At 51.7% G+C, this 25728-nt stretch carries 22 protein-coding genes; 14 read left to right on the top strand and 8 right to left on the bottom strand.

The window, feature by feature from the left end:
• Nucleotides 1-56 precede the first annotated feature (56 nt).
• From A7K98_RS12625 to A7K98_RS12665, 8 genes are all read left to right on the top strand, one after another.
• The gene (locus A7K98_RS12625; protein WP_087488882.1) at nucleotides 57-1256 is read left to right on the top strand and encodes an MFS transporter; all 1200 of its coding nucleotides are present in this window, start codon (nucleotides 57-59) and stop codon (nucleotides 1254-1256) included.
• A 149-nt stretch (nucleotides 1257-1405) separates the two neighbouring features.
• On the top strand, nucleotides 1406-1831 hold the full coding sequence (locus tag A7K98_RS12630) for a cupin domain-containing protein (protein WP_087490495.1): 426 nt from the start codon (nucleotides 1406-1408) through the stop codon (nucleotides 1829-1831).
• Nucleotides 1832-1944: 113 nt separating this feature from the next.
• Nucleotides 1945-2508 carry an LOG family protein gene (locus tag A7K98_RS12635; protein ID WP_087488883.1) on the top strand — a complete coding sequence of 188 codons (564 nt, stop codon included), beginning with the start codon at nucleotides 1945-1947 and terminating at the stop codon, nucleotides 2506-2508.
• A gap of 631 nt (nucleotides 2509-3139) precedes the next feature.
• Nucleotides 3140-3967 (top strand): ABC transporter ATP-binding protein, encoded by an 828-nt coding sequence (locus tag A7K98_RS12645; protein ID WP_087488884.1) that lies wholly within the window; start codon nucleotides 3140-3142, stop codon nucleotides 3965-3967.
• The gene (locus tag A7K98_RS12650) at nucleotides 3964-4989 is read left to right on the top strand and encodes a FecCD family ABC transporter permease (RefSeq protein WP_087488885.1); all 1026 of its coding nucleotides are present in this window, start codon (nucleotides 3964-3966) and stop codon (nucleotides 4987-4989) included. Before A7K98_RS12645 ends, A7K98_RS12650 begins: the two co-directional genes overlap by 4 nt.
• A complete protein-coding gene (locus A7K98_RS12655) occupies nucleotides 4986-6041 on the top strand; it encodes a FecCD family ABC transporter permease (protein ID WP_087488886.1) in 1056 nt (351 codons plus the stop codon). Before A7K98_RS12650 ends, A7K98_RS12655 begins: the two co-directional genes overlap by 4 nt.
• Before the next feature lie 15 nt (nucleotides 6042-6056).
• Nucleotides 6057-7004 (top strand): ABC transporter substrate-binding protein, encoded by a 948-nt coding sequence (locus A7K98_RS12660; protein ID WP_087488887.1) that lies wholly within the window; start codon nucleotides 6057-6059, stop codon nucleotides 7002-7004.
• A gap of 13 nt (nucleotides 7005-7017) precedes the next feature.
• Nucleotides 7018-7911, top strand: a complete 894-nt coding sequence (locus A7K98_RS12665; protein WP_087488888.1) for a MurR/RpiR family transcriptional regulator — start codon at nucleotides 7018-7020, stop codon at nucleotides 7909-7911.
• 9 nt (nucleotides 7912-7920) lie between these two features.
• Here the strand turns inward: A7K98_RS12665 and A7K98_RS12670 are convergent, their stop codons facing one another.
• Entirely contained in the window at nucleotides 7921-9060 is a 1140-nt protein-coding gene (locus A7K98_RS12670; protein ID WP_087490496.1) for an MFS transporter, read from the bottom strand.
• 141 nt (nucleotides 9061-9201) lie between these two features.
• On the opposite strand from A7K98_RS12670, the gene A7K98_RS12675 reads away from it, so the two are divergent.
• Entirely contained in the window at nucleotides 9202-9951 is a 750-nt protein-coding gene (locus A7K98_RS12675) for an IclR family transcriptional regulator (protein WP_087488889.1), read from the top strand.
• Nucleotides 9952-9991: 40 nt separating this feature from the next.
• On the opposite strand, the gene A7K98_RS12680 is transcribed toward A7K98_RS12675, so the two are convergent.
• Nucleotides 9992-11068 carry an NAD(P)H-dependent flavin oxidoreductase gene (locus tag A7K98_RS12680; protein ID WP_322787359.1) on the bottom strand — a complete coding sequence of 359 codons (1077 nt, stop codon included), beginning with the start codon at nucleotides 11066-11068 and terminating at the stop codon, nucleotides 9992-9994.
• Nucleotides 11069-11155: 87 nt separating this feature from the next.
• On the opposite strand from A7K98_RS12680, the gene A7K98_RS12685 reads away from it, so the two are divergent.
• Entirely contained in the window at nucleotides 11156-12037 is an 882-nt protein-coding gene (locus tag A7K98_RS12685; protein ID WP_087488890.1) for a LysR family transcriptional regulator, read from the top strand.
• Nucleotides 12038-12054: 17 nt separating this feature from the next.
• Here the strand turns inward: A7K98_RS12685 and A7K98_RS12690 are convergent, their stop codons facing one another.
• The 5 genes from A7K98_RS12690 to A7K98_RS12710 form a co-directional block, all read right to left on the bottom strand.
• Nucleotides 12055-13170, bottom strand: a complete 1116-nt coding sequence (locus A7K98_RS12690; RefSeq protein ID WP_087490498.1) for a YbfB/YjiJ family MFS transporter — start codon at nucleotides 13168-13170, stop codon at nucleotides 12055-12057.
• Nucleotides 13171-13429: 259 nt separating this feature from the next.
• A complete protein-coding gene (locus A7K98_RS12695) occupies nucleotides 13430-14113 on the bottom strand; it encodes an IclR family transcriptional regulator (protein WP_087488891.1) in 684 nt (227 codons plus the stop codon).
• 185 nt (nucleotides 14114-14298) lie between these two features.
• Nucleotides 14299-15621: a c-type cytochrome gene (locus tag A7K98_RS12700; RefSeq protein WP_087488892.1), complete on the bottom strand. Its 1323-nt coding sequence runs from the start codon at nucleotides 15619-15621 to the stop codon at nucleotides 14299-14301.
• A 13-nt stretch (nucleotides 15622-15634) separates the two neighbouring features.
• Nucleotides 15635-17410 carry a GMC family oxidoreductase gene (locus A7K98_RS12705; RefSeq protein WP_087488893.1) on the bottom strand — a complete coding sequence of 592 codons (1776 nt, stop codon included), beginning with the start codon at nucleotides 17408-17410 and terminating at the stop codon, nucleotides 15635-15637.
• Between the two features lie 2 nt (nucleotides 17411-17412).
• Nucleotides 17413-18132, bottom strand: a complete 720-nt coding sequence (locus A7K98_RS12710) for a gluconate 2-dehydrogenase subunit 3 family protein (protein ID WP_087488894.1) — start codon at nucleotides 18130-18132, stop codon at nucleotides 17413-17415.
• A 433-nt stretch (nucleotides 18133-18565) separates the two neighbouring features.
• Between A7K98_RS12710 and A7K98_RS12715 the strand changes: the two genes are divergently transcribed.
• The 4 genes from A7K98_RS12715 to A7K98_RS12730 all read left to right on the top strand — a co-directional run bounded on the left by A7K98_RS12715 (nucleotide 18566) and on the right by A7K98_RS12730 (nucleotide 24232).
• Entirely contained in the window at nucleotides 18566-19528 is a 963-nt protein-coding gene (locus A7K98_RS12715) for a D-2-hydroxyacid dehydrogenase family protein (RefSeq protein WP_087488895.1), read from the top strand.
• A gap of 497 nt (nucleotides 19529-20025) precedes the next feature.
• Complete coding sequence (locus A7K98_RS12720; RefSeq protein ID WP_087488896.1) at nucleotides 20026-21471, top strand: glycoside-pentoside-hexuronide (GPH):cation symporter; 1446 nt, start codon at nucleotides 20026-20028, stop codon at nucleotides 21469-21471.
• A 10-nt stretch (nucleotides 21472-21481) separates the two neighbouring features.
• Nucleotides 21482-22429: a glycoside hydrolase family 43 protein gene (locus A7K98_RS12725; protein WP_087488897.1), complete on the top strand. Its 948-nt coding sequence runs from the start codon at nucleotides 21482-21484 to the stop codon at nucleotides 22427-22429.
• Nucleotides 22430-22891: 462 nt separating this feature from the next.
• Nucleotides 22892-24232, top strand: coding sequence for an MFS transporter (locus tag A7K98_RS12730; protein ID WP_087488898.1), 1341 nt, complete (start codon nucleotides 22892-22894; stop codon nucleotides 24230-24232).
• Nucleotides 24233-24268: 36 nt separating this feature from the next.
• Here the strand turns inward: A7K98_RS12730 and dcm are convergent, their stop codons facing one another.
• On the bottom strand, nucleotides 24269-25576 hold the full coding sequence (gene dcm / locus A7K98_RS12735) for a DNA (cytosine-5-)-methyltransferase (RefSeq protein WP_087488899.1): 1308 nt from the start codon (nucleotides 25574-25576) through the stop codon (nucleotides 24269-24271).
• Nucleotides 25577-25728: the final 152 nt, after the last annotated feature.

The following is a 25728-nucleotide window of genomic DNA, read 5'->3' on the forward strand; positions in this document are numbered from 1 at the left end:
CTTAGCGGCGCAGAGCATTCTGTGCCGCAGCATCATTCCGGCACAGGAGCCAGAGCATGCAATCTTCTTCTAAAACGGCGGCCACCGGGGCTTCATGGCTGATCACTGCGGTATTTATGCTGTCGAACTCCCCCACACCTTTATACAGCTACTGGCAACATCAGTTCGGATATACCTCCGGAACGCTGACGGTGATTTTCGCACTGTATATCGCGGGTCTGCTGGGTACATTGCTGTTCGCCGGACAGCTATCCGATCACTACGGCCGTAAACCGTTATTATTGCCTGGTCTGGCTGCTGCGATGATTGCCAGTCTGCTATTTGCAACTGCTGAATCTGTGACAGCACTGGCCGTAGCCCGGTTGCTGACCGGCATTGCTGTCGGGGTTATGGTGTCCGCCGGAATGGCGGGAGTGGCTGATCTTTCCGGTCCGCAATCCCGACGGCAGGCGGCATTACTGGCTTCAGCGGCAATGGTTACTGGTGCAGGACTGGGGCCTTTAATTTCCGGTACCCTGATACAAACGCTGAACCATCCGGTAGCTCCGTTGTTTTTACTGCTGTTCAGCGCCCTGCTTGTCGCTACAGTCATAGCGTCCCGCCTGCCTTTTCCACCACCTGTAGCCTCCGCTCAGAACAGCTTTCGTCTGACGTTGCCTTCACTTCCGGCTAAAAATCTCAGTGCACTGTTTTGCGGAATAGGTGCTTTTGCGCCAGGGATTACCGCAACGTCATTTGTACTGGCTCTCGGTCCGTCGCTGCTGACCTTACTCACCCACAACTACAATCCGCTATTGGCGGGGATGATGACCTGTGGCATGTTTATCAGCGCAACTATGTCTCAGGTCCTGGCACGCCGCTGGCAATTACCCAGGGTATTCTCAGTGAGTACCCTGGCTACGGTTCTGTCAATGGTGATGGTGATCGTCGCCATCACCTGCCATGAATATCAGTGGCTGGTTTTTGCCGTGCTTCTGGCAGGAGCCGGCCAGGGGTTAGGCCAGTTTGGCGGGCTGACATTGTTGGCTTTACAGGTGGAAGATCAACGGCGGGCACAGGCTAATGCCTTGCTGAATATCGGGGGTTATCTGCCTGCGGGTATTCTGCCGGTGGTTGCTGGTTACCTGACCGATAAACAGGGCTTGCCTGTCAGTGCAGTGCTGTTTGCCCTGCTACTGACATTATTTGCACTGAGCGGTGGCGTTTATGCACAACGCTTTCTGCGGTCAGCACCAAAAAGCCAGGCGTTGGCCTGAAGTCAAATTTTGCGCAAACGATCCGAAAACTCAGGCAGATATCCGGTTCTGTCTTGGGTTTTCTGTTCAACAGAGTACACTCTGATAACCCGTTCGGACTGGCCAATCTCTGGCCAGCCTTTGTGACAGACCACCTACAGGTGAAAATAATGCGTAAACTGACCGCTGCTTTAGTATGTGCCGCTGTGTTACTGCCGGTATCGATGGCAAATGCACAGATTATTACCCGTGCTCAACAACAAAAAATGGAAAAACAGGGTTTAGGCGGCGGTAAAGGCACCGTCGATGCAGCTTTCGCTTTTACCCGGGATAAAGCCAGTGCAGGTCAGGCAATTAAAGAGATCAGCTGGCTGACACTGAAACCAGGCACTTCTATCGGTTACCACAAACATATTGATAACGAAGACGCTTACATTATTGTATCCGGCAGCGGGTTATTTAAAGACGCCGATGGCAAGGATTATCCGGTCAGTGCCGGAGATATCACTATCGTGCGTAAAGGCGAATCTCACGGACTGACAAATAACGGTAAACAACCGTTAGTGCTGGTGGATGTTATTGCAGCACAGCAGTAATCTTCTGCTCGATCGACGGCTGGCGGCGAAGAATATTTCGCTGCCACAATAGTGGCAGGACTGCCTGCTGTAAAAGTCATCTGTTAACACCGATTTTTAAAGGTAATCGTTATATGCGTGCAGCACTATTTTGCGGTTCCGCCTGCGGAAATGATCCCGTTTTTGTCAGTGAAACCCGGCGTCTGATACGGCAAATGGCCGAACAACAATTCAGCCTGGTCTACGGCGGCGGAAAAGTTGGTTTAATGGGCTGTGTGGCTGACACGGCGATTGAATGCGGGATGGATATCCTCGGGGTGATGCCTGAGGCATTGGTCAGCCATGAACTGGCCCATCCTGGCCTGAGTGAACTCAAAGTTGTTCGCGATATGCACGAGAGAAAATCTCAGATGGCTGCCAGTGCCGATTGTTTTATTGCGCTGCCTGGCGGGGCCGGTACTCTTGAAGAGATTATTGAGGCCTGGACCTGGGCCCAGTTAGGACTGCACCATAAGCCTTGTGCTTTTTTCAATATCAATGGTTTTTTTGACCCGCTACTGACCTTTTTTGAGCGGACGATTACTGACGGTTTTATGAAACAAACCTATGCCGATATGCTGATTGTTTCAGACGATCCTTTAGTACTGGTCGAAAAAATTGGCAGCTACACCCCGCCTCCGGCCAAATGGTCACGTTAACCCAATGATTCCGGCCCCCCCGGGTGGCCGGTTGGGCGTAATTTCCTCGCAAGTGGTTTTGATCACTTAGCAAACCCTCAGAGATCTCCTGACGTCGGTTTATTGCGTAAACATTCACTGTGATTTAAACCCTGAGTAAGCTCACAAATAAGTTAGCTATAACCAGCTGAGCTGGTGAAGTTTATCCTTGCCTGCCAACATCCTCACGAACCGGTACTCAGAAAATCTGACAGTGAAAAAGTAGCGGGTAAATGACGCGGTGTTTTCAACTGGTCGTCACCGGCAGATCTTTCAGCGTCAGGCAGCATTCGCGTTACCAACAGAAAACCGGATTTCGTCAAAAATGTAGTAGTAAATTTAAATACAATTATTTTTACTACATCCCTCAAATCAGTACCCGTTATTGATAATCCAGAAAAAAATCCCATTATTACGGTCTGGCACTGGCTAATTTTGCTGAAAAATGCACAGAGCGTTGGCAACATTGACGATAAAAACCACAGTGAAAGTTGCCAATTTCAGCTTGACTACTACATACCTCGCCCGCAAAATCACGTCAGAGAATGATACTTATTATTGTTTAGCCACATTTATTATGCGCCAGACAACAGTGCACGGTGCGGGAAACTAAATGTCACAACAGACTGATACTGAAAAGAATCATCCGGATTTAATCATCAGAAACCTGCGCGCCGGTTATCAAAAAAACATCATTATTGATGATATCAATCTGCAACTGCCAGCAGGTAAAATGACCATTCTGGCAGGCCCGAACGGTTCAGGAAAATCTACATTACTGAATACCATTGCCCGCATGATAAACCCTATGCACGGGCAGATTATTATTAACGGTAAGGATGTCCACCAACAGCCCACCCGACAACTTGCCCGCCAGCTCGGTATCCTGCCACAAACCCCGTTGCTTCCCGAAGGCCTGACCGTTGCTGAACTGGTGTCACGCGGACGTTTCCCCTGGCAGGGATTCTTACGCCAATGGTCTGAATCTGATGAACTGGCGGTTCAGGAGGCACTCAGGCTGACCGGTACTGAAGCACTGGCCGGTTTGCCGGTAGACAGCCTTTCCGGTGGGCAACGACAACGCTGCTGGATTGCGATGACACTGGCACAACAGACGCCGGTGATTTTGCTCGATGAGCCAACAACCTTTCTCGATTTACGTTATCAGGTCGATATCCTTGAACTGTTGCGGAATCTGACACTGCATCACCAACGCACCGTGATTATGGTGTTACACGATCTGAATTTTGCGGTGAACTATGCAGATTGTCTGGTATTTCTGAAGCAAGGCCGCTTGTGTTCAGTCACTGACAACCCACAGCAATGTACCCCGGAATTAATCCGATCCGTCTTCGATCTGGATGTCCATATGTCTGTGAATCCGCTGACCGGAAAACCCTTTTTTATGCCCTTCCCGGCTGATACGGGTACAACTCTGTGACAACCCTGCTCGCCCACACCGCACAGCGTCGCTCGCGCTATCTGTTATGGCTGCTGCTGTTGTTGCTATTCGTCCTCTGCGGTTCAGTTTTTGAACTGGCTATCGGAGCGCGATTTATCGCTCCTTCGACGGTAATTCAGGCGCTGGTGCATTATGACCCGACCAATTTCGACCACCATGTGGTGGTCGAACTACGGCTACTGCGGCTGGTTGCGGCGCTTATGGTCGGTGCCGCATTGGGTGTTGCAGGGTTACTGCTGCAGGCGGTGATCCGTAACCCTCTCGGAGAACCGCATATTTTGGGACTGAATGCCGGGGCGGCATTTGCGGTTGTTGCCTGTACAGCCTTCGGTGTCAACTGGGTCACAACACCGTTACTGCGCCCGCTGGCAGCGGCCGGGGGAGCTGCTTTAGTATTTAGCCTGGTGATTGCCTTTTCCTCAGCAGGTCGTAGTGGGCTGACGGTGATTAAAGTGACACTGTGCGGCGTCGCTCTCTCTGCATTTACTGCATCTCTGACCGCCACAATACTGATTCTCGATGAGCAGACATTACTGGATATGCGCACCTGGCTGGCCGGTGATCTGGCTGGTCTTCGCTGGCCTGTGGTCAGTGCAGCGGCCCTTCCGCTGCTGCTGGCGGGAATACTGGCCCTCTGGCTGGCACCCGCGCTTAACGCCATGGCCTTAGGCGACCATCAGGCCCGTGGGCTGGGAGTTAATATTTCCCGCACCCGGGGACTGGCGGTGCTGACGATTGCCCTGCTGAGCGGAGTGGCTGTATCACTGGCCGGTCCGATTGGTTTTGTCGGCCTGATTGTGCCAAATATTATCCGACGGCTGGTGACAAACGATTTACAGAAGTCGATCCCGTGCTGTGCAATGGCAGGGGCACTGATTGTACTGGTCGCAGATATCGCTGCCCGTACCCTGGTAGCTCCGCAGGAACTGGCGACCGGGGTAATGACTGCACTGGCCGGTGCCCCGGTATTTATCTTTATTGCATCGAGGCTGTTTAAATGAGTCGTCAGTTACCACCTACTCCGGGAGTTGTCTGGCGTGCTGGTCGTTTTTCACTGCTGTTACGCCCGGAAATTCTGTGCCGTCTTGCACTGTTCCTGTTGCTGCTGCTGATATTGCTTATTTTTGGCATCAGCCATGGCAGTTTGCCGATACCGGTCTCATCGGTAGGAAAAGCACTGTTCTATCCGGACCATTCTGCAGGCGGCAATACCACCTATATCATCCGTGATGTCCGGTTACCCAGATTGCTGATGGCAGCAGCCGTTGGCGGTATGTTGGGGATGGCTGGAGCCGCTATGCAGTCGGTTACCCGCAATGGTCTGGCTGATCCCGGTCTGTTGGGGGTAAAAGAAGGCGCCAGTATCGTGGTTCTGGCACAGATTCTGTTTTTCCCTGCGGTCAGTATTCTCTGGCAACCGGTCACCGGAATGGCTGGCGGAATGCTGGTGGCAGCGCTGGTGGTGCTATTGGCCCGTGATTTTTCCCGACCAGGATTTATTCTGGCAGGTATTGGTGTTTCCTGGATTTTTGCCGCCGCCATCGGTTTCTTTATGACCACTGCAGATGTACGTCAGGTACAGACCGTGATGTTGTGGATGGCCGGCAGCCTGAATACCGTCAGTTGGCCGTTAATGTTGCTGGCTGTCTGCTGGGCAGTTCCGGCCGTGGTATTGCTGTATATCACTGCCAGGGCTGCCGATATTGCAATGCTGGGTAATACCAGCGCAACCGGATTAGGAGTGAAGTTGTCACAACTCACTCTGCTGCGGTTTATTGCCCCGGTCATCCTGACCGCGACCTGTATATCCTGTGTCGGCAGCATTGGCTTTGTCGGGCTCATGGCACCTCATCTGTCACGCATGTTGTTTCGTGGTGGACAGACGGCACTCCTGAGTGGCAGTGCCGTCTGCGGTGCTGTGTTGGTGCTGTTGGCCGATAATATTGGTCGCCTGGCTTTTGCCCCGTTGCAGTTACCTGCCGGGATTATCATCTCGCTGTTTGGTGGTCCGTTTTTCCTGTTGTTGCTCTGGCAACGCAGGGACAAATTCTGAGTGTTAAGGAGTGTTATGCGTATTTTTTCTGTACTGCTGTTACTGTGCAGTTTCTGTAGTTTTGCCGCTCCGGAAACTCAGCAATTTACCGATGACCTGGGCCGGACGGTGACAGTTCCTTTACATCCAAAGCGGATTGTTTCACTGCATGACCTGGACATCACCATTCCGCTGATTGAACTGGGCGTTTTCCCGGTTGGCAGTCACGGTCGGACCAATCCTGATGGTAGTCATAATCTGCGCTCGGCAAAGCTGCTCACCGGTATTGACTTCGATAACTCAGATATCAAATTTATTGGCAGTGCTGATATTGATATCGAAGCTATTGCTGCACTGAAACCCGACCTGATCATCACCGAACCTAACCGCAGTGCCCCGGTGGACCAGTTGCAGAAAATTGCCCCGACCGTCAGTATTGATCATCTGAAGGGCGGAGCACCGCGGATATACAGCAAACTGGCCCAACTGACAGGAACTCAGGTTCAGTTCTCCCGGCTGGAAGCCCGTTATCAGGAGCAGATAGGGCAACTGAAACAAACCATCGGTCAACGTAAAATCACCGTATCGGTGATTCAGGCGAATAACGGAAAAATTACTGTCATGCACAGTTACCACTCACTGGGTAAAGTGCTGCGCGATGCAGGGCTGACTTTTCCTCCGTTGATTAACAATATTCCGGAAGACGGGCGGGTTACCGTCAGCGCAGAACAGCTTCCGGATCTGGATGCTGATCTGGTGTTTGATACCTGGCGTGGTGATAATGGTGGCACACCACAGGACGAACTTACCGCAATGAACGGGGTGATGCCTGGGTGGTGCAATTTCCTGTCGGCCTGTCGCAAAGGACATTATGTGATGGTCTCTCGTGAAGAGTCTATTTCGAATTCATTTGCGGCGATGGGTCTGATGACGGCGATGGTGCAGTCACAGGTTGCTGGGCTGCTGGTGCCGGTAGCCAGATAAGCGAAAAGAAAAAATGACTGAAACAAAAAAAAGTAAAACCCGGGTCGATGTGTTTGGTGAACGTCTGCGTAACCGTGCCCCGCAGCTGTCTGCCGGGTTGCAGTCGGTGTTGTATTACATTAATGAGAACCGGGCGACGGTACTGGAATCCACCGCCCTGGAAATTGCTGCTGCTAATGACACCTCAGATGCTACGGTCGTCCGCGCGGTACAGGCTCTTGGATTTGCCGGACTTCGTGATCTGAAAAAGACCCTGCAACTGTGGTTTGAGCCGGTCCTTAACTCTTCCGATAAAATGAGCAGTACGGTGAATGAATTCACCAGCGATATTAATTCGAGTATCGATTTTGTGCTTGAAGGTCACCGCCGCACCTGTGATGTATTGTCAGGTCAGGAAAATCGTGCCGCATTGTCTCAGGCCGTCACCCTGCTGCTCAACGCCCGACAACTGGCTATTTTCGGTATCAATGCCTCCGGTATTCTTGCGGAGTATGCGGCACGACTGTTTAACCGGATTGGTCTGCCCTGCTCTCCACTGAACCGGGCCGGTATCGGGCTGGCAGAACAGCTGCTGACACTGCAGCGTGGTGATGTGCTGTTGATGATGGCTCAGAAATCAGCGCACCGCGAAGGGATGACCACGCTTCGCGAAGCCCGCCGACTGGGTATTCCTGTGATTCTGCTGACTAATGCGATGGATTCACGCTTTGCGGAACAAGCGGATGTGGTCATCCAGGTGCCCCGGGGCGGGGAAAACGGCAAAGTCCCTCTGCACGGTACGGTGCTGGTCTGTCTTGAGATGCTGGTACTTGCGGTAGCTTCCTCAGCATCTCAACGGACGATTAAATCAATGAAGCGGATGGATGAGCTACACCGGGGAATAAAACCAGGCAGCCACAAGCGTTGAGCCAACGCATTACGCCAGCGTTTTTCTCATCAGTATCAGCACGACCATCACCAGAATACTGAAACCACTGGTCACCGCGAAGGTAATGCTGCTGTCTCCCGGCAGCATAGCCATAAATGAAGCCAGAAACTGGCCGCTGAAGAGTGCCATTGACAGGCTGGCCAGTCTCCGGCCACGGTTGCTCTGGTTACTGCGGCTGACGGTCATGTGATTAACCAGCGGTACCGAGAGACCAAATCCGCCACCCAGCAGCACCCCGGCCAAAATTACCCCGCTCAGACTCACTGTCAGCGCAAACAGTGCAAATGCGGCTGCATAACAGAGAAATGCCAGCCAGAGTGTCGCTGGCTCAGTTATTTTTTTAACCACAGCGGGCATCAGGGCCGCCGCCCCGACTGCCACCAGAGAGACCATCGACAGAAAATATCCGGTGTCGCTGGCACTAATTCCTGCCTGATAAAACTGCTTTGGAATCATAATTACTGCTGTAAAAAAGCAAATCATCGACATCAGCGCAGCAAACAGAACCCCACGAAGCGACGGCGCTCTGGTTCCGTGGGTAGTCTCTTCCGGGGACTCAGCGGAAACCTGCTCCACAGGGACCGGGACCAGATATCTGACCATCACCAACATGATCCAACTCAGCAGATATAAAATAAACGGCCAACGCCAGTCCTGAACAGCCAGCAATCCGCTGATAAACAGGAAAATGACCCCGCCAAATTCAATTGCCATTCCCTGACGGGCAATCATGGTTAGCCGGGTCTGGCCGTGATAGAACGCCGCCAACAATGCAGTACCGGATGACATCACAACCGCCGTGGCTCCCCCCAGGATCAGTCTGTCGATAACCACTAATGGCAGACCGTGGCAGAACATTCCGGCAATCCCGAACAATCCGTAAATAAACAATCCAGACTGCAACGCAGTACGTGCACCACAGCGGTCGATAATTTTCCCGGCCAGCGGCCCGGCCAGCACTACCCCCAGTGAAGGCAGGGTTATCAGCCAGCCAGCCGCATGGGATACACCCATTGCGGCAGCAATTTCAGGCAGCCCCGGCACCAGAATACAACCAACCATAATGGTTAGCCCGGCAACCGCCATCAGGGTAAACCCGCCAGCTGCAGAGATCGTAGAAGTTTTCATAATTGTCCACATAGTGAAATTAAATGACCAATATATGGACATCATCATGTTCTGCAGGCGTGAAGTCAAGAGATACCGTCGACCCGGAGGGCGGGCAAACTATGCTATAGTCAGAAAAATTTCAGCGAGGAATTCCCGTCTATGCCAGACATCCCTGACAATAACGGTTCACAGGTCATCGCCCGGGCGGCCACTATTTTTAATGTGCTGGAAACAGAACCGGGTGGTATGACGATTGCGCTGCTGGCAAAACAGACCGGACTTCCGCGTACTACCGTGCACAGGCTGGTCAGTTCTCTGGAATCACAGCAATTACTGACTTTTCGCCAGGGAGAGGTCCGACTGGGCCCGGCGCTGGCCCGGCTGGCTGCTGCCGCTCATACCGATATTGTTCCTCTGGCCCGTCCTGCGATGGAGACACTTAACCGGCGGACCAGGGAAACCGTCGACCTGAGCATTTTTCGCGGGACCCATGCAATATCGGTAAGCCAGATAGTCTCAGATCGCGAGTTGCGGGTAGTTTCTCCTGTCGGCACCGCTTTCCCGTCTCACTGTACAGCCCACGGCAAAGCCCTGTTATCTTCGCTGTCTGATGAAAGGATACTGATGCTGACCGGCAATCCGCCGGAACGGAGAACCGGGCAGACCCTGAAAACGTCAGAAGCCGTACTGCAGGACATTCGCCTGTGTCGCGACAGACAATATGCGCTGGATAATGAAGAACATGCAGAAGGAGTATGTGGTCTGGGCATGGTGCTGAACACTGGGCTGAACGAACAATATGCGCTTTCCCTGGCTGTGCCGGTCGGCCGGTTTATGCCGAATCTTCCGGAACTGTTGTCGGCCATGAAGCAATGTAAAGCAGAAATAGAATCAGTGCTGATATCCTGAGCCATAAACCATTCGCGGCAATAGCTCAGGACTTAGGTATTCAGGTGGCTGAAAAACCTGCCTGCTCTGCTTCGCTGATAAGCGTAGTCACCAGCTCTGCGGCAGGCATTTCTCTGGCCTGCCATGCTCCTTCCCCTGCCCATTGAGCTGCAAATCCGGATTTACCCTGACTGGCAGCTGCCGCAGCCAGCGCTTTGTTCAGCGAATAGGTCAGCGGATAGTCCGGGATTTGATGCGGTTCAATATCCGCTGTAAACAGGCAAAACAACGTATTGACCGAGCGAGCCGGCCGGCCGGATACCGTTCGTGTCAGCACCGTGTTGCCTGCAGTTTCCTGTTTCAGAGCCTGACGATAGGCGATATCTGCGGATGATTCCGGACAAAGTACAAACGCAGTTCCCATCTGCACCGCATCGGCACCCGAACTCAGCATCTCCTGAATTTCGGCACCGTGCATAATTCCGCCGGCAGCAATCACCGGCAGCCGGACAGCCTGTAGCAGTTGCTGCGTTAACTGGCGGGTAGTAAGCATCTGGTCGCTGGCATTCATATCAAATATTCCCCGGTGACCGCCCGCCTCAATTCCCTGAGCAATCAGGAACTCAATACCTGCATTCTGAGCGGCCAGAGCCTCTTCAACACTGGTCACCGTTGCCAGCGTTGCAATACCTTGCTGTTTAAACTGTGCAATCACAGCGCCTTCCGGCAACCCGAAGTGGAAACTTACGGCCGCCGGGTTCTGAGCCAGCAAAATATCCACCATCTGTTCCTGTTGCAGAAAACTGGTATAAATTTCGGTTAATTCCGCAGGCAGTGAAACACCATACTCACTGAACAACGGCTGAAAACGCTGCAGCCACTCTGCTTCAAGGGACTGATTACGAACTGCTGGTGCATGGCAAAACAAATTGACGTTTATGGCATGGCGGGTTTGCGCCAGAGTTGCGCTGATCATCTTCTCCGCCTGCTCAGGTCCGGCAGCCCCGATACTGATCGAGCCCAGAGCTCCGGCATTACTGACTGCCGCGGCCAGGTTTGGTGTGGAAACGCCTGCCATCGGCGCCTGAATCAAAGGGAAGCGCAGTCCCAGTCTGTCAGCTAATAAACTTTTCATCATCACCCGCTTGTCTTTCGATTACACCTGACCATAAAATCTCTTTATGAGCTGTAAAAAGCAATTCTGTTTCTGTTTCGGGAATCAAAAATGAATCATACGTCACTAAAAATCTTTATGGTGGTGGCCGAAGAGTTAAGCATCATTAAAGCCGCGAAACGTCTCGGCAGGGTTCAGTCCAATATCACCACCCGTATCCAGCAACTTGAGCAGGAGCTGGATGTACAGTTGTTTCTTCGTGATAACAAAAAGCTGCAACTTTCCCCCGCAGGTGAGACATTTCTCAGTTACTGCCGACAGTTGCTTACCCTGGCAGATGAAGCCCGACAAGCTCTGCACCCGCAGCAACCGTCAGGAATTTTACGCCTTGGCAGCATGGAATCGACAGTGGCCAGCCGTCTTAATCAGCCATTATCAGACTTTAGCCACGCCTTTCCCGATGTGCATCTGCAACTGGTGACACAACCCAGCCGCCAGCTTACCGAGGCAGTGTTAACCAGAGAACTGGACTGTGCCCTGGTGTCATTGCCGGTAAACGCTCAGCAGCACACTGAATGCCCCGCTGGTCTGAGTTTCCGTTCACTGTACAGTGAGGAGTTGTTACTGATTAACCCGGCAGGCTATCAGCCGGATTCTCAGGGCCCGCTGCCACTGGCGGCATTTGCCGACGGTTGTAGTTATCGCCGGATTGCGGTTCAGACTTTGCAGTCTTCGGTTACCGGTGAGCAGCTGTCAGATATCAGTGAAGTCAGCTCTTATCACAGTATGCTTTCCAGTGTAGCCGGTGGTGGCTATTGCTGCCTGCTGCCGAAAAGCGTCTTCGGATTACTGCAGTCACCCCACCAACTCACCATTGTTCCTGCCGGTACTGCAGTCACTCAGTTTATCTGGCGGGAGGAATCCGCCTCTCTGGCTGTACAGAATCTTGGAGATCTGCTGGCCGCAGAGGCGCAAGGACATAACATCGTTTAACTTCCCTACCCCGGGAACTATCTGATGACCGCCAGCAGCGCAGCAACCAGCAACGCGGCGGCCGCACTAAACAGCGACGGGCTAAATGATCCGGTTATCTGGTACAGGTGACCGGCCACCAGCGGGCCGGCAATCTGTCCCACTCCATAAAGGGCAGTCATTGCCGCAATCATATTAAAACTCACCAGGTGTGCCAGCCGCCTTGCCTCAGGCAGAGCAATAGTCACCGTTCCCATAAAGGTAAATCCGGTCAGTAATGCACTGATCAGGCACACCAGCAGCGAGTGACTAAACGCCGGCAACACCACACCTGCCGCCTGCACCAGCAGATTAGCAATCAGTGCATGGCGACTCCCTTTTACTGCCAGCCATTTATGCCAGATAAAGCAGGAAGGTATCGCCGCCAGTCCAAATAATGCCCAGACCTGTATCGGGTCGACCGTCGAACCGGAAAGAAACAACGGCAGGTAGGTGGCAGTGATGATGTAACCAAACCCGGACAAACCATAAATCAGTAATAACCGGTATGCTGCACTCCGGGTTTGCGGGCGTGAATCTGCTTGGCTGGTCGAAGGTCCCGCGGCAAACCGCAGGGTATCTGCCGGAAGATTCAGCCAGCGTAATACCAGTAAAAACAGAATAGCCGCGCTGAAACCACAGATTATCCAGATAGTAGGTGATGCCAGTTGCAGATATTTAGCCACCGCAATCACTTCCGCCGACAGAAAAATCCCGACACCGACGCCGGCATACAACAATGGTGCCCCGCCGCTGTGTTTATGATGCTGCAACAGCCATAATGAGGCCGCAATCAGGCTGACTGCGCTGACCAGTCCGGCGATTCCCCTCACTATAATCACCTGCATTCCACTGTGGCTGATCGCAAGGGCAAACACACATAACAATGTAGTGATCACCGCGAAATAACACAGCAGTCGTGCATCTCCAGGCCGGGCTTTCGCCAGTAACAATGCCCCGGCCAGATACCCGGCATAATTCGCTGCTGCCGCCAGATTTCCCTGACTCAGCGTCAGCAAATGCTCCTGAATCATTAGTGGCAATATTCCCGTAAAGGCGAAACGCCCGTACCCCATACCAATGACCAGTACCACCGCGCCTGCCAGCGACATCATTCTGGCTTTTGCATCTGAGTGATAAGCGTTTACCGGACCCACACGGCCTCCACAGATTGTATAAATGATTTAAATTTTGTTCTCACAAAGAGAACGTAAAATAAATATATATCTCAATATGAGATATAACAAGCGAAATAACGACACTACCAGGTCAGGCCAGGATGTTATTCAGGAGCAGCAGGGCTGAAAATGCGGGATAAAACCGGAAGGTATCAGAGAAGTATGGCCTGCAGGAGGATCTCCTGCAGGTGGCAGATTAGCGGGAGCCGCCCAGTTGCCGGGTCAGCTCAGCAGCAACCCTCTGTAACACTGGCCCGACGACATCATGTACCTGTTGTTCAGTTAACCGTGAAGCAGGCCCGGTGACGGTCAGTGCTGCCAGAAACTGATGATCTGCACCAAAAATCGGCACACAGCAGGCGGCAGTATGAGGATCGCGCATCCCGGAGCTAAACAGCGGCAGTTCGGGTGGCTGCTCGAACAGGGGTTCATTCAGACCCCAGTAACGTAGCGTTTTACCGATAGAAGTATCATCCAGTGGCAGGTAACTGCCTGGCAAACGCGTTTCTCTCAGACCCACGGTCGGTTCTGCACGGAACAGACAAAGCCTTTGCTGGTTATCCAGAACATACCAGGAAGCACTTTCGCCGGCCTCTGTAGCCAGTTGCTGCAATGCCGGCTGAACCAGCGCCCGTAACTGGAAGGAGTTTTCGTATAAACGGCCAAGATAAAGCAATCTTGGACCCAGTGAATAAAGCCCGTCATCCCTGCGGATAACGTAGTTCATTCTCTCCAGAGAATTCATTAAACGGTAGACCGTGGTTTTATGGTAACCGCTCAGTCTGGCTAATACGCTCAGTGACAGCAGTTCTTCGCCCGGTCTGAAGCAATCCAGTAATGCCAGCGCTTTTTCTACCGCGATAACACCTTCGTTTCCCATATGTTACGATCTCAAATTATTTAACTGCACAAGTTTACCGTGTAAAACAATGAGCAGCATCTAATTTAAGTAACACTTTCTGAATCAGCAAGACTGGACAGTGATGTGTTGTGGCTTGCCGGGCGGAGGCTGAAATCGTGTTGCAAAACAGGAAAAAAGGGCTGCAGACCGCAGCCCGGGAAGGTCTATTTCTTAGCGGGATCCGGCTTTTCGGCCTTTACCTGCGGATTATCTGCCTGATTCGGTACCGGCATTAGCTTGCGAATGTCTGCTACCTGCTTAGCCTCTACTTTACCGGCATTATTACCCCAACTGCTGCGGATAAAGCTGACCACATCAGCGACCTGCTGGTCACTGAGCCGCCAGCCGAAATCAGGCATGGTCAGTCCGGTCACCGATTGCTGAGTCACCGGCATCTTTCCGCCTGTCAGGACAATGCTAATCAGTGAGGAAGGATCATCACTCAGTAATACCGGGTTACCGGCCAGTGTCGGGAAGGTTTTGGCATACCCTTTGCCATCCAGACGGTGGCAGGCTGCACAGTTATCCATATATTCTTCCGCACCGGTCTGGCTCAGATCTCCTCTGATTAACGCCGCCGTAGTGCTGTCGGTGGTCGCCGGAGGCTGTGCCTCTGGATCAGAAGATTTTAGCGATTTAATATAGACCGCCATAGCATGTAAATCCGCATCGGTCAGGTGCTGGGTACTGTGCCCGATGGCTTCACTCATCGAACCAAATGCCGCGCTCTGGTCATTGCGCCCGGTTTTCAGGAACGTCTGCAAATCCCCGGTGCTCCAGCGCCCTAATCCGGATTTTACATTTCCGGTCAGATCCGGCGCATGCCAGCCTTCCAGTGTTCCACCGGTTAAGAAGTCAGCTCCCTTCTCATCTGAAGCCTTTTCCTGAAATGCAATACCACGCGGTGTATGACAGGCACCACAGTGCTCAAGCCCCTGGACCAGGTAAGCCCCACGGTTCCACTCAGCACTTTGTGCCGGGTCGTTTTTGAACGGAGTATTGTCGAGGAACAACTTATTCCAGACCGCCAGTGGCCAGCGCATATTTAACGGCCAGGGAATATCTGACGGTTTATTTGGCTGATGTACCGCGGTAACACCATGCATAAAGTATGCATACAGGGCATGCATATCGTCATCATTGACCTTCGCATATTCCGTATAAGGCATTGCCGGATACAGATGACGGCCATCGCGGGCAATACCCTGGCGTAATGCGCGGGCAAAGTCATCATAGGTGTAATCACCAATTCCGGTCTGTTTATCCGGGGTAATATTGGTCGAATAGATAGCGCCGACCGGAGTGGTCATTTTCAACCCTCCGGTAAAAGCCGGACCGCTGGCGGTATGGCAGGCCACACAATCTCCCGCAGTCGCCAGATATTCTCCCCGGGCGACCAGTTGTCCGCCACTGTCATCAGCCTGTGCCACGGTACAGCCCAGCAGACCCGCCAGCACGGCTGAGTACAATAATGTTATTTTTTTCATATTGTCAGTTCCTTCAGGCCTGTACCAGTGGTCCCGGGTTACGGAGATACTGAGTTTTAATCGCATGCGCGGCAAACAGTGTGGTTGCCCCTACGATGCCGGTGGGGTTGTAGGCAATATTCTGCGGGAAGCAGCAGGCACCAAGGACAAACACATTTGGCACATCCCAGCTTTGCAGATATTTATTCACTACACTGGTACGAGGGTTATCCCCCATCACCGCACCGCCGGTGGTATGCGTGGACTGATAAGGACGGACATCATAGTGAGTATTGAGCTTCTTGAATCCCATATCATAACTGCGAGGTTTTAGCGCTTTGACCAGTTCCTCGGTTTTACCGGCAACAAACTGTGTCACACGCAGATCATTCTCCTGCCAGTCAAACGTCATTCTCAGCAAAGGCAAACCGTAGCCGTCGGTATAGGTAGGATCCAGATCCAGATAACACTGCTTATAAGGCATCACTGAGGAAGCTGAACCAACACTCATACTGTGCAGATAATTATCTTTCATCGCTTTTTTCCAGCCGGTACCCCATTTAGGGCTGCCGGAAGGCAGTTCTGTCTGCTGAATAGGACGGCCGCCGGTGGCATGTGCGGAAATAGTGCCTCCACCAATAAACCCGAGTGAGGAGTGGTCGAAATTCTCACCGTTAAAGTTATCGATATAGGTTCCTGAGCACCCGGTCGCGGCAAAATTATTAAAATACTGGTCTTTGTCATAAAACAATTTCACACCACCATTGACCTGGTAGGCATAATTTCGGCCGACCACACCTTCGCCGGTACGAGGGTCATACGGCTGACCTATCCCTGACAGCAACAGCAGACGAACATTGTGCAGCTGGAACGCTCCGAGGACCACCAGGGCCGCCGGTTGCTCCACTTCCTGGCCATTGGCATCAATATAGGTAACTCCGGTCGCTTTTTTCCCTGTGCTGTCTTTGTTAACACGAATTACATGAGAATGAGTGCGCAATTCAAAATTAGTATGCTGGCGCAACGCAGGGATAACACAGGTTTGCGGAGAAGCTTTCGAGTAGTTGAAACAACCAAAACGCTCACAGAAACCGCAGTAGTTACACACCCCTAACTGGACCCCGTACGGATTCTGATACGATTCGGTACAGATTGCCGCAGGCCCCGGGAACGGACTATAACCATGCTCTTTGGCGACTTTGCCAAACAGTTCTCCGGAATACTGGCTTTTCAGGGCGCTGGTCGGATAGGCACCACTGCGCGGGGCTTCAAACGGGTTACCCCCCTGCTGAATTTCACCGTTAATATTGCCGGCCTGGCCGGAAGCACCACAGATTTTTTCAAAACGGGTAAAGAACGGCTCCATTTCAGCATAGGTAAACGGATAATCCTGTAACGTCATGTCCTGTGGAATAAACGCGGCTCCGTACTTTTCGGTGATCGTTGATTTCAGTCGCAGATCGGTTTCCAGAGGGCGCCACAGCAGGCCATTCCAGTGAACACCTGCGCCGCCTACCCCGTCACCTGGCAGGAAAGACCCCATTTTCCGATAAGGCAGAGCCAGATCGCCCGGTGCATGACGCACCGTCACCGTTTCGTTAGACAGGTTCTGGAATAGTTTTAACCGGACACCGTAAGTCAGCTCATCCACAATTCGTGGATAGGCAAAATCAGGATAGGTATCCCGCTGTTCACCACGTTCCAGTGCAACAATTTTCAGGCCGGTTTCGGCCAGTTCCATTGCCATCACAGAGCCTGTCCAGCCAAAACCAACAATAACTACATCTACCGGATCTTTTTTAATTGTCATTATTAAGCACCATATTTACCGGAAATACTGACCGGGCCCGGAAGATAAGGTTTTCCGGGATTATCCATGACCTGAACGTAATCGGCGCGGGCGCCAGGGAAACCAATCATTTTCCAGGAGGCCATTGTCTGATTGCCCCCGTGAATCGGATCGGCAAGGTATCCTTCTTTGGTATTTTCCAGTAACTGTGCAAAAAACAGTTTGCCGTCAACGTCTTCGGTCACCAGCTTTCCGGATTCCAAATCTTCCATTACCTGAACTTTATCTGCTGTCGCCAGTGAGGCGAACGGATGCTGATAAGTGGTCTGGCAGGCTTTATTCAGGGCGGCGATCCCCCGTCGATAGATATCCCGTGGAGTCAGGTTTTTCTGGTAACCCAGCAGTGGAGATCCTTCCTGAAAAGGCGGTTTCATGTACCACAACTGACCGTAGCCATAAGGCATTTCCATCTGCCGGTCGATAAACACCGGAACTCCTTCACTCACGGCGCCAGGGCCATATTCATCCCCCGGGATCAGCACATCGGTGGCCGCGATAATAAACCGCCACTCATCGTCTTTAAAAAAGACCGGCACATAATCACGGGTGGGATTTTTGGTCTGTTCGGCCGCCAGAGCAGCAGGCACGACACTGGTGGCCAGAGCGGTAGAAGGAATAATGGCCAGGGCTGTCTGTAAAAATTTTCGCCGCGATGCTGCCGGCGGTTGAGAATTTTCTTTCATTATCAGTTCCTTAAAACCGGCTCACAGTAGCGATCTGCTGCCGGATAGCGTCGGGGAATATCTGAGCAACCAATACCGGAGGTTATTTGCAGAAAGGCAGGCTTTCAGGATTTGCTCTGCAGCAAGGCATTCACTTGCTGCAGAACAAAAGTCGCGGTTCACGGTCATAGCTCAGTGCAGGAGTGTACCAAGTACAACATAGGTTCACATAGTGCAACAACATACTTTGTTACCATTCCTTTAACACTTTAAAAACATATGTCTTACCTGGAAGCGTAATTTGTAGTTAATAGAGGATATATTCTGGGTTATTACATTGATTTAATGGATGATCCTGAGAATCTGTTACGATCATGATGCAAAATAGCCGGAGCAATAGTTTCGTTACCTGACGAGCATCCGGCGGTGTTTACATCAACAGGAAGGACAGGCTATGCAACCGTATAAATGTTTTATCCTTGATGATTATCAGTCTGTTGCTGAAAAAATGGCCGACTGGTCAAAACTGCCGCAAAGTATCAGCATCCATACTCTTCACTCACCACTCAGCAGCCTTGATCAACAAATCGAAGTGCTGAAAGATGCGACCATCCTGGTAGTGATGCGCGAACGCACCGCTATCGCCCGGCAACTGCTCAGCCAGCTCCCGTCACTAAAACTGATAGTGACCAGTGGGATGCGAAATGCGGCAATCGATATCGCCGCGGCTACAGAGTTGGGAATAACCGTGTGTGGTACCGAAAGCAGCAGCGTGCCGCCTGCCGAACTGGCATGGGGATTATTACTGGCGCTGTCACGGCAGATTTGCAGTGAATCATCGGCATTAGCGGCGAATGGTCCCTGGCAAAGCACTGTGGGGATGACTCTGCAGGGCAAAAAGTTAGGGATTATTGGTCTGGGGAAAACCGGTAAGCTTATTGCCCGCTATGCGCAGGCTTTCGGCATGGAAGTGTACGCCTGGAGCAGTAATCTGACCGAAGCTCAGGCCCAACAGCAGGGTGTTACATTTGTGGCATCTAAAAGGGAAATTTTGCAACTGGCCGATGTTATCACTCTGCATCTGGTCAGCTCACCACGTAGCCACGGCATTATTAGTTATTCTGATTTGCAGCAGATGAAAAAAACCGCGCTGTTGATTAATACCTCGCGCGCTGAATTAATCGCTGAAGGTGCACTGGTGAGGGCACTGGAAAACGGCGATATCGCCGCTGCGGCTATTGATGTTTTTGAGCAGGAACCTCTGGCTGCCGGATCGGTTTACCGTACTACCCGGAATCTGCTGGCCACCCCGCATCTTGGCTATGTCAGCGATACTAATTATCACACCTTTTTTGGGCAGGCGATTGAAGATATCCAGGCCTGGCTTAACGGAGAACCTCTCAGAGTTCTCGGTTAAATTTTGTCTGGCGGGAGTGATTTTTCGACGGATTCGTAACCACGACTGGCAATTGTCCGGCCCGGGGACTTTATTCATATGTGACATGCGCAGTCCGGTGCTGCGCTTACCTGACACGTCTTGCCTGGCAGCAGCGAAAAGCCACACCGGAGTGCACTGACCACCCTGCATTGCTGAGATTTTTTCCATATTACTGCGTTTCAAAATCTGCCTCTGTTACCCCGCCCGGAAGGTCAGTCCCGTGAATGGCGGCTGCCTGGAAAGTTGATCCTCTTCACATCCCTGACTGCCGTAGCTGTTTTATCCATAGACTAAGCGATAACTTCCAGATTAGCTGCCTGCGGCTGAGGGTATGGTTAATCATCGGTTCGATGGTCACGCCAGGCCGTAGTGCCGGTGACCGGTAGACCTGATGCTTAGCTGCCGTTTTCCCTGACAGGCAGACAGCCTGCAGTCACGAACTTTTGTCGGGGATGGTCAGGAAAAGGATAAACCCCATGTCAACCTCAGCACTCTCTCTGCGGGAAAAAATAGGTTATGCCTCCGGCGACGCGGGATGTAACATTATTTTTGGCACCATCATGCTGTTTGTCAGTTTCTTCTACACCGACGTGTTCGGGTTATCCCCTGCGATGGTCGGGATATTACTGTTGTCAGTGCGGATCCTCGATGCAGTGGCAGATCCTATCATGGGAGTCATTGCTGACCGGACAGTAACCCGTTGGGGCCGTTTCAGACCGTGGTTGCTGTGGGGCGCGGTTCCTTTTGCCATCGCCAGTATTCTGATGTTCACCACTCCGGACTGGAGTTATCAGGCTAAAGTTATTTATGCCTTCGCCACCTATGCCCTGATGTCGATGACCTACACCATGGTGAATATTCCTTACTGTTCACTGGGAGGAGTTATCACCAATGATCCGGTTGAACGGGTGGCTTGTCAGTCCTGGCGGTTTGTGATGGTCGGCGTAGCCACCCTGTTACTAACCTTGTCACTGCTACCCATGACAGAGTGGTTTGGTGGTGGAAATAAAGCCAGAGGCTACCAGTCAGCCATGGTGGTGTTATCGGTAATCGGCATGTGCCTGTTTTTCTTTTGCTTTTTTAACGTTAAAGAACGTATCCATGCAGCGGTACCTTCACACGATGCCTGGCGTAAAGATCTGCGTAATGTCTGGAAGAACGACCAGTGGATCAGAATGTTGCTGCTGACGCTATGTAATGTCTGTCCGGGCTTTATCCGTATGGCCGCGGTGATGTATTACGTGACAAGGGTTATGCAACAAAGTGCCGGATTCGCCACCTTCTTTATCAGCCTCGGGGTGGTCGGAATGATGATTGGCAGTATGCTGGCAGGACCACTGACCGATCGCTGGTGCAAACTGAAAGTATTTTTCTGGACCAATATCGTACTTGCCTTGTTTTCAGCCGGATTCTGGTTTGTTAACCCGCAGGCGGTAGTCCTGGTGACCTGCCTCTATTTTTTACTGAATATTCTGCACCAGATCCCTTCTCCGCTGCACTGGTCGCTGATGGCCGATGTGGATGATTACGGCGAATGGAAGACCGGTAAGCGTCTGACTGGAATCAGTTTTTCCGGCAATATTTTCTTCCTGAAATGCGGTCTGGCTATTGCCGGAGCACTGGTCGCCTTCCTGCTGTCACATTACGGCTATAACGCCAGTGCCACAACTCAGTCACCTCAGGCGTTAGCCGGTATTGTGCTGCTATTTACACTGATCCCCGCATTCGGTTACCTGCTGACCGCCGGTGTCGTCAGACTGTTGAAAGTTGACCGCAGCCTGATGAAGCAGATCCAGTCGGATCTGGAAAAACGCAGAAGGAATTATTCCGGTATTGCTGATCTTTATCGTCAGGTAAAAGCGGAACATCGTGAGCGTCAGACGATAACTAACGTACGTCCGCAAATACTGCCAGGAAATTAAAGGAGCTGTCATGCAGAACTGGCCAAATCCGTTTATAGAACAACGCGCAGATCCGTTTATTATCCGCCACCAGCAGCACTACTACTTTGTAGCCTCGGTACCGGAATATGACCGGCTGGAAATACGCAAAGCTGACCGGCTGGAAGATTTACCTTCTGCTCCAGCAGTGGTGGTTTGGCGCAAACCTGATAACGGGCCAATGAGTGAACTCATCTGGGCACCTGAGCTGCACCTGGTCAACGGCAAATGGTATCTCTATTTTGCTGCTGCGCCGACCCGTCAGTTACGGGATAATATGTTCCAGCACCGTATGTTTGTCCTGGAATGTCAGGGCGACGATCCACTGACCGGTCAGTGGATCGAAAAAGGCCAGGTATCTACTCCGTATGACACCTTCGCACTCGATGCCACGACCTTTCATCATCAGGGTAAACAATGGTATTTGTGGGCGCAAAAAGCTCCGGAGATCGCCGGAAATTCGAACCTTTATTTGTCGGAAATGGAAAACCCCTGGACGCTGCGCGGCATCCCTTTAATGCTGTCACGCCCAGAATATGACTGGGAATGCAGGGGTTTCCTGGTTAACGAAGGGCCGGCGGTGATTAAACAGGGCGGACGACTGTTTGTCAGTTATTCCGCCAGCGCCACAGACCAGAATTACTGTCTGGGTCTGCTGTGGATTGCTATTGATGCGGATCCGTTACAGATCAGTAACTGGCATAAATTGCCGCAGCCGGTGTTCACCACCAGCCTGCAAAATAAACAGTTTGGCCCGGGACATAACAGTTTTACCGAAACCGAATCCGGAGAAACGGTACTGGTTTATCACGCCAGAAATTATACGGAAATTGAGGGTGACCCGTTATATGACCCTAACCGCCACACCAGGCTGAAAACACTGGAGTGGGATAACCAGGGAATGCCGGTGTTCGGCACTCCTCCGCCAGATAATCACTAACAACGTCTGACTGCCGGGAAGATTTTTCCCGGCAAAATATTTCCCTGCTCCGCGGGCAATATTATCCCTGTAGCCCGGACGCACCCTGAAGGGGCAGAGTTAAGCCGTCTGGTGCCTGAAAAACCATCCTTATGATTTTAAGAGAAAAATATCATCAATGGTTGGTAAATTATTGCTCCGGTCTGAGCATCAGCCCGCCAAATCTTCAACACAAGTGCTGGTATGATACTGCGAAGTTATTGTGAAGAGGGATTCGCAGCTATTTTCACCCCCCTATGCAAACCGCCATTTGTGACGCTGTCACATCATTAAAAATGGTGAAATATCATAGTTATATCTATCCGTCCTCGCTTTCTTCCGATCTTTCTGACGAATAGTTTAGTGAGTAATTATTACCCTCATAATTATGAGTGGCACCAAATTTGCTTGATCCAACTGGTGATAAAGCTACGGAGCCAACTTATGAAAGCGACATCTGTGCGTTACTACGTTTTTTCTCTGCTGTTCCTGATAGCGCTGATCAATTACATCGACCGTGGCGCACTCTCCTTCTCGGCCAATGCCATCGCACAGGAATATCATCTGGACAAAGTACAATTGGGTGCGGTTCTGGGATATTTCGGTTTTGGGTATTTGTTTGGTTCATTGTGTGGCGGTTATTTTGCCGACCGTTTCGGCACCCGAAAAATTTGGTTATGGGCAGGAATTGCCTGGTCGATACTGGAAATTGGCACCGCCTGGGCCGGAGAGCTGGGGGTCGCCCTGTTTGGCGGGTCAGCCATTCTTGGCTTCGCGGCATTACGTATTCTGTTTGGTTTCTCTGAAGGCCCGGCTTATGCACTGATGAATAAAACTATTGCCGGTTGGGCACCCGATAACGAGCGGGGATTTGCCTTAAGCATCGGGCTGGTCAGTACTCAGGTTGGGGCATTGCTCACCGCTCCGGTCGCGGTGGGTTTGCTGCTTCTGACCCATGACTGGCGAATTATGTTTATCGTACTGGGAATTTTTTCATTGCTGGCGATGCTGCTGTTTGCCCGCACCTTTACCGATACTCCTCAGTTGCACCCCCGGGTAAATCCACAGGAACTGGCGCTAATCACCAACGGGCAAAAGGCTGAGGCCAGCGGAGAAAAACCGCTGCCATGGTGGAAGTTTTTCACCCACCGAACTCTGGTCTGTAACGCGCTGGGATACTTCAGCTTCCTGTATATCACCTTTACGCTGGCCAGCTGGTTGCCGAAGTATTTACAGGACAACTTCCATTACGACCTGCACTCTCTTTGGTACGTTGCGATGATTCCGTGGAGTGGCGCCTGCTTTACCGTGCTGTTAGGAGGACGTATCTCTGATACCCTGTTACGCCGTTTTGGCAACCTCCGCCTGGCGCGCAACCTGTTTGCTGCCATCGCTCTGTTACTTACCGCAGGCTGTTTTATGGCCATTCCCTGGGTAGACTCTCCCGCCAGTGTGATTGCCCTGATGACCGCCGGTAACGCACTTAATGCCATGGTGAATAATGTCTACTGGTCAGTGGTGATTGATGTCACACCGAAAGCGACAGTAGGTACCTACAGCGGAATGACGCTGGCTATAGCAAATATTGCGTCAATTATTTCACCGATCTTATCCGGATGGATGGCACAAAATTATGGATACAACTCGATGTTCAGCGTGACCGCAGGAGTGGCGCTGTTCAGTATGGTAGCCATGCTGATGCTGCAACCGGAAAAGCGTCTGACATCTTCTGCTACGTTAACGCGTTCTCCGCGTAATGGAGAAACTTTGCCAGTCACAGACTAATCCACCTGTCGGGCGGCAGTCTGCCGCCCGCAATTACTAGCGGCGCAGTTGTTCCGCATTTTGCAATGCTTCGGTCAGTTGCCCGGCCAGTGCGTCAATTACCTTCATACAGACTGAATTGCCAAATTGCTTGTAGATCTGTCCGTGTGATACCGCATCAACGATAAAATTATCAGGAAAACCCTGTAACCGTGCACATTCTACCGGAGTGAGCTTGCGAGGATTTTTCCCTGCATCACTCTGGTCAATCAGAATTTCCGAACCATCTTTATAGTAACGGGCACTGAGGGTATTGGTGTACTCACTGTCGGCATTAAATAACGAATAACCGAAGCCATTGCCTCGTTGTTTATGAGAAGCCAGCCGTTTCTGATGACCGACCCACAATTTGTCTGACAGTGTGTATGCATCTTTTCCCCTGGCCGCAATTTGCTGTGACAGTTCTTCTGGCGTCAACAAGATATCCCCGACCCGGGTCGGCGTACAGGGAGCTTCCGGCCAGCTGAAAACCTGATCGAAATTCACTCCGGAGAAATAATCTTTATCAAAACCAACGATGTAAACCCGTTCCCTGTTTTGAGGTGCCCCAAAATCTCCTGCCCTTAACACTTTAAAATCGACCCAGTAGTTAAGCTTACCGGACAGCGCTCTGCGCGCTTCATCGCTCATCGGGACATCGTCGGGGATAGCCCCGCCATGCGTACCTTGCAAAATTCCGATAATGGTTTTCAGAGTGCGGCCTTTATCGTGCCCCTGCAGCTGTTTTACATTTTCCAGCAAAAAGGCTTTGGGACGTTTTTCGGCCAGAATACGCTGTATTTCAAAAAACATGGTTCCACGGGTATCACTGAACCCTTGCCTGAGCCCTGCCAGTGAAAATGCCTGGCAGGGAAATCCTCCCAGCAATACATCATGATCAGCAATATCCTGTGCATTGACCCGGGTGATATCACCCACCGGCATTTCACCATAATTTGCCAGGTAGGTTTTCTGAGCAAATTTATCCCATTCAGAGGTGAATACGCAGTGTCCACCCAATCGCTGGAATGGCAGACGAATACCGCCTACTCCGGCAAACAAATCAATAAATGTGAACCGGCTCTGTTGTTTGGGTCCCTGACGAAAGGGTGCTTCCAGGTGATGCTTTTTCAGCCTGGCTTCAAGGCTTTGTATCGCCTTCCATTTTCCGGCCGACGGGATGTGTTCACCCGATTCCCAGCCACGGACCGTGCGTTCGCCGCTGGCAGACATACCGAGTACATTGGCAAATTCACTACGTCCCAGACCAAGACTTTCTCTGATCCTTTTGATCTCTTGCGGCGACGGGTTTGATATAAGGGGCATAGTAGGGTGACTTATCCGGTTTTAGTCCTGGAAGACTACCACCGGCCTGGTGACCAGGCAATGAGATATTCTGCGGTTGTTTAACAACACCGGGTAATACATCTGTTGCCGCTACAGGCTATGTTTCTGGTTGTTCCCGGACATGATTTCGC

Source organism: Tatumella citrea, from assembly GCF_002163585.1.
Taxonomy (GTDB): domain Bacteria; phylum Pseudomonadota; class Gammaproteobacteria; order Enterobacterales; family Enterobacteriaceae; genus Tatumella; species Tatumella citrea.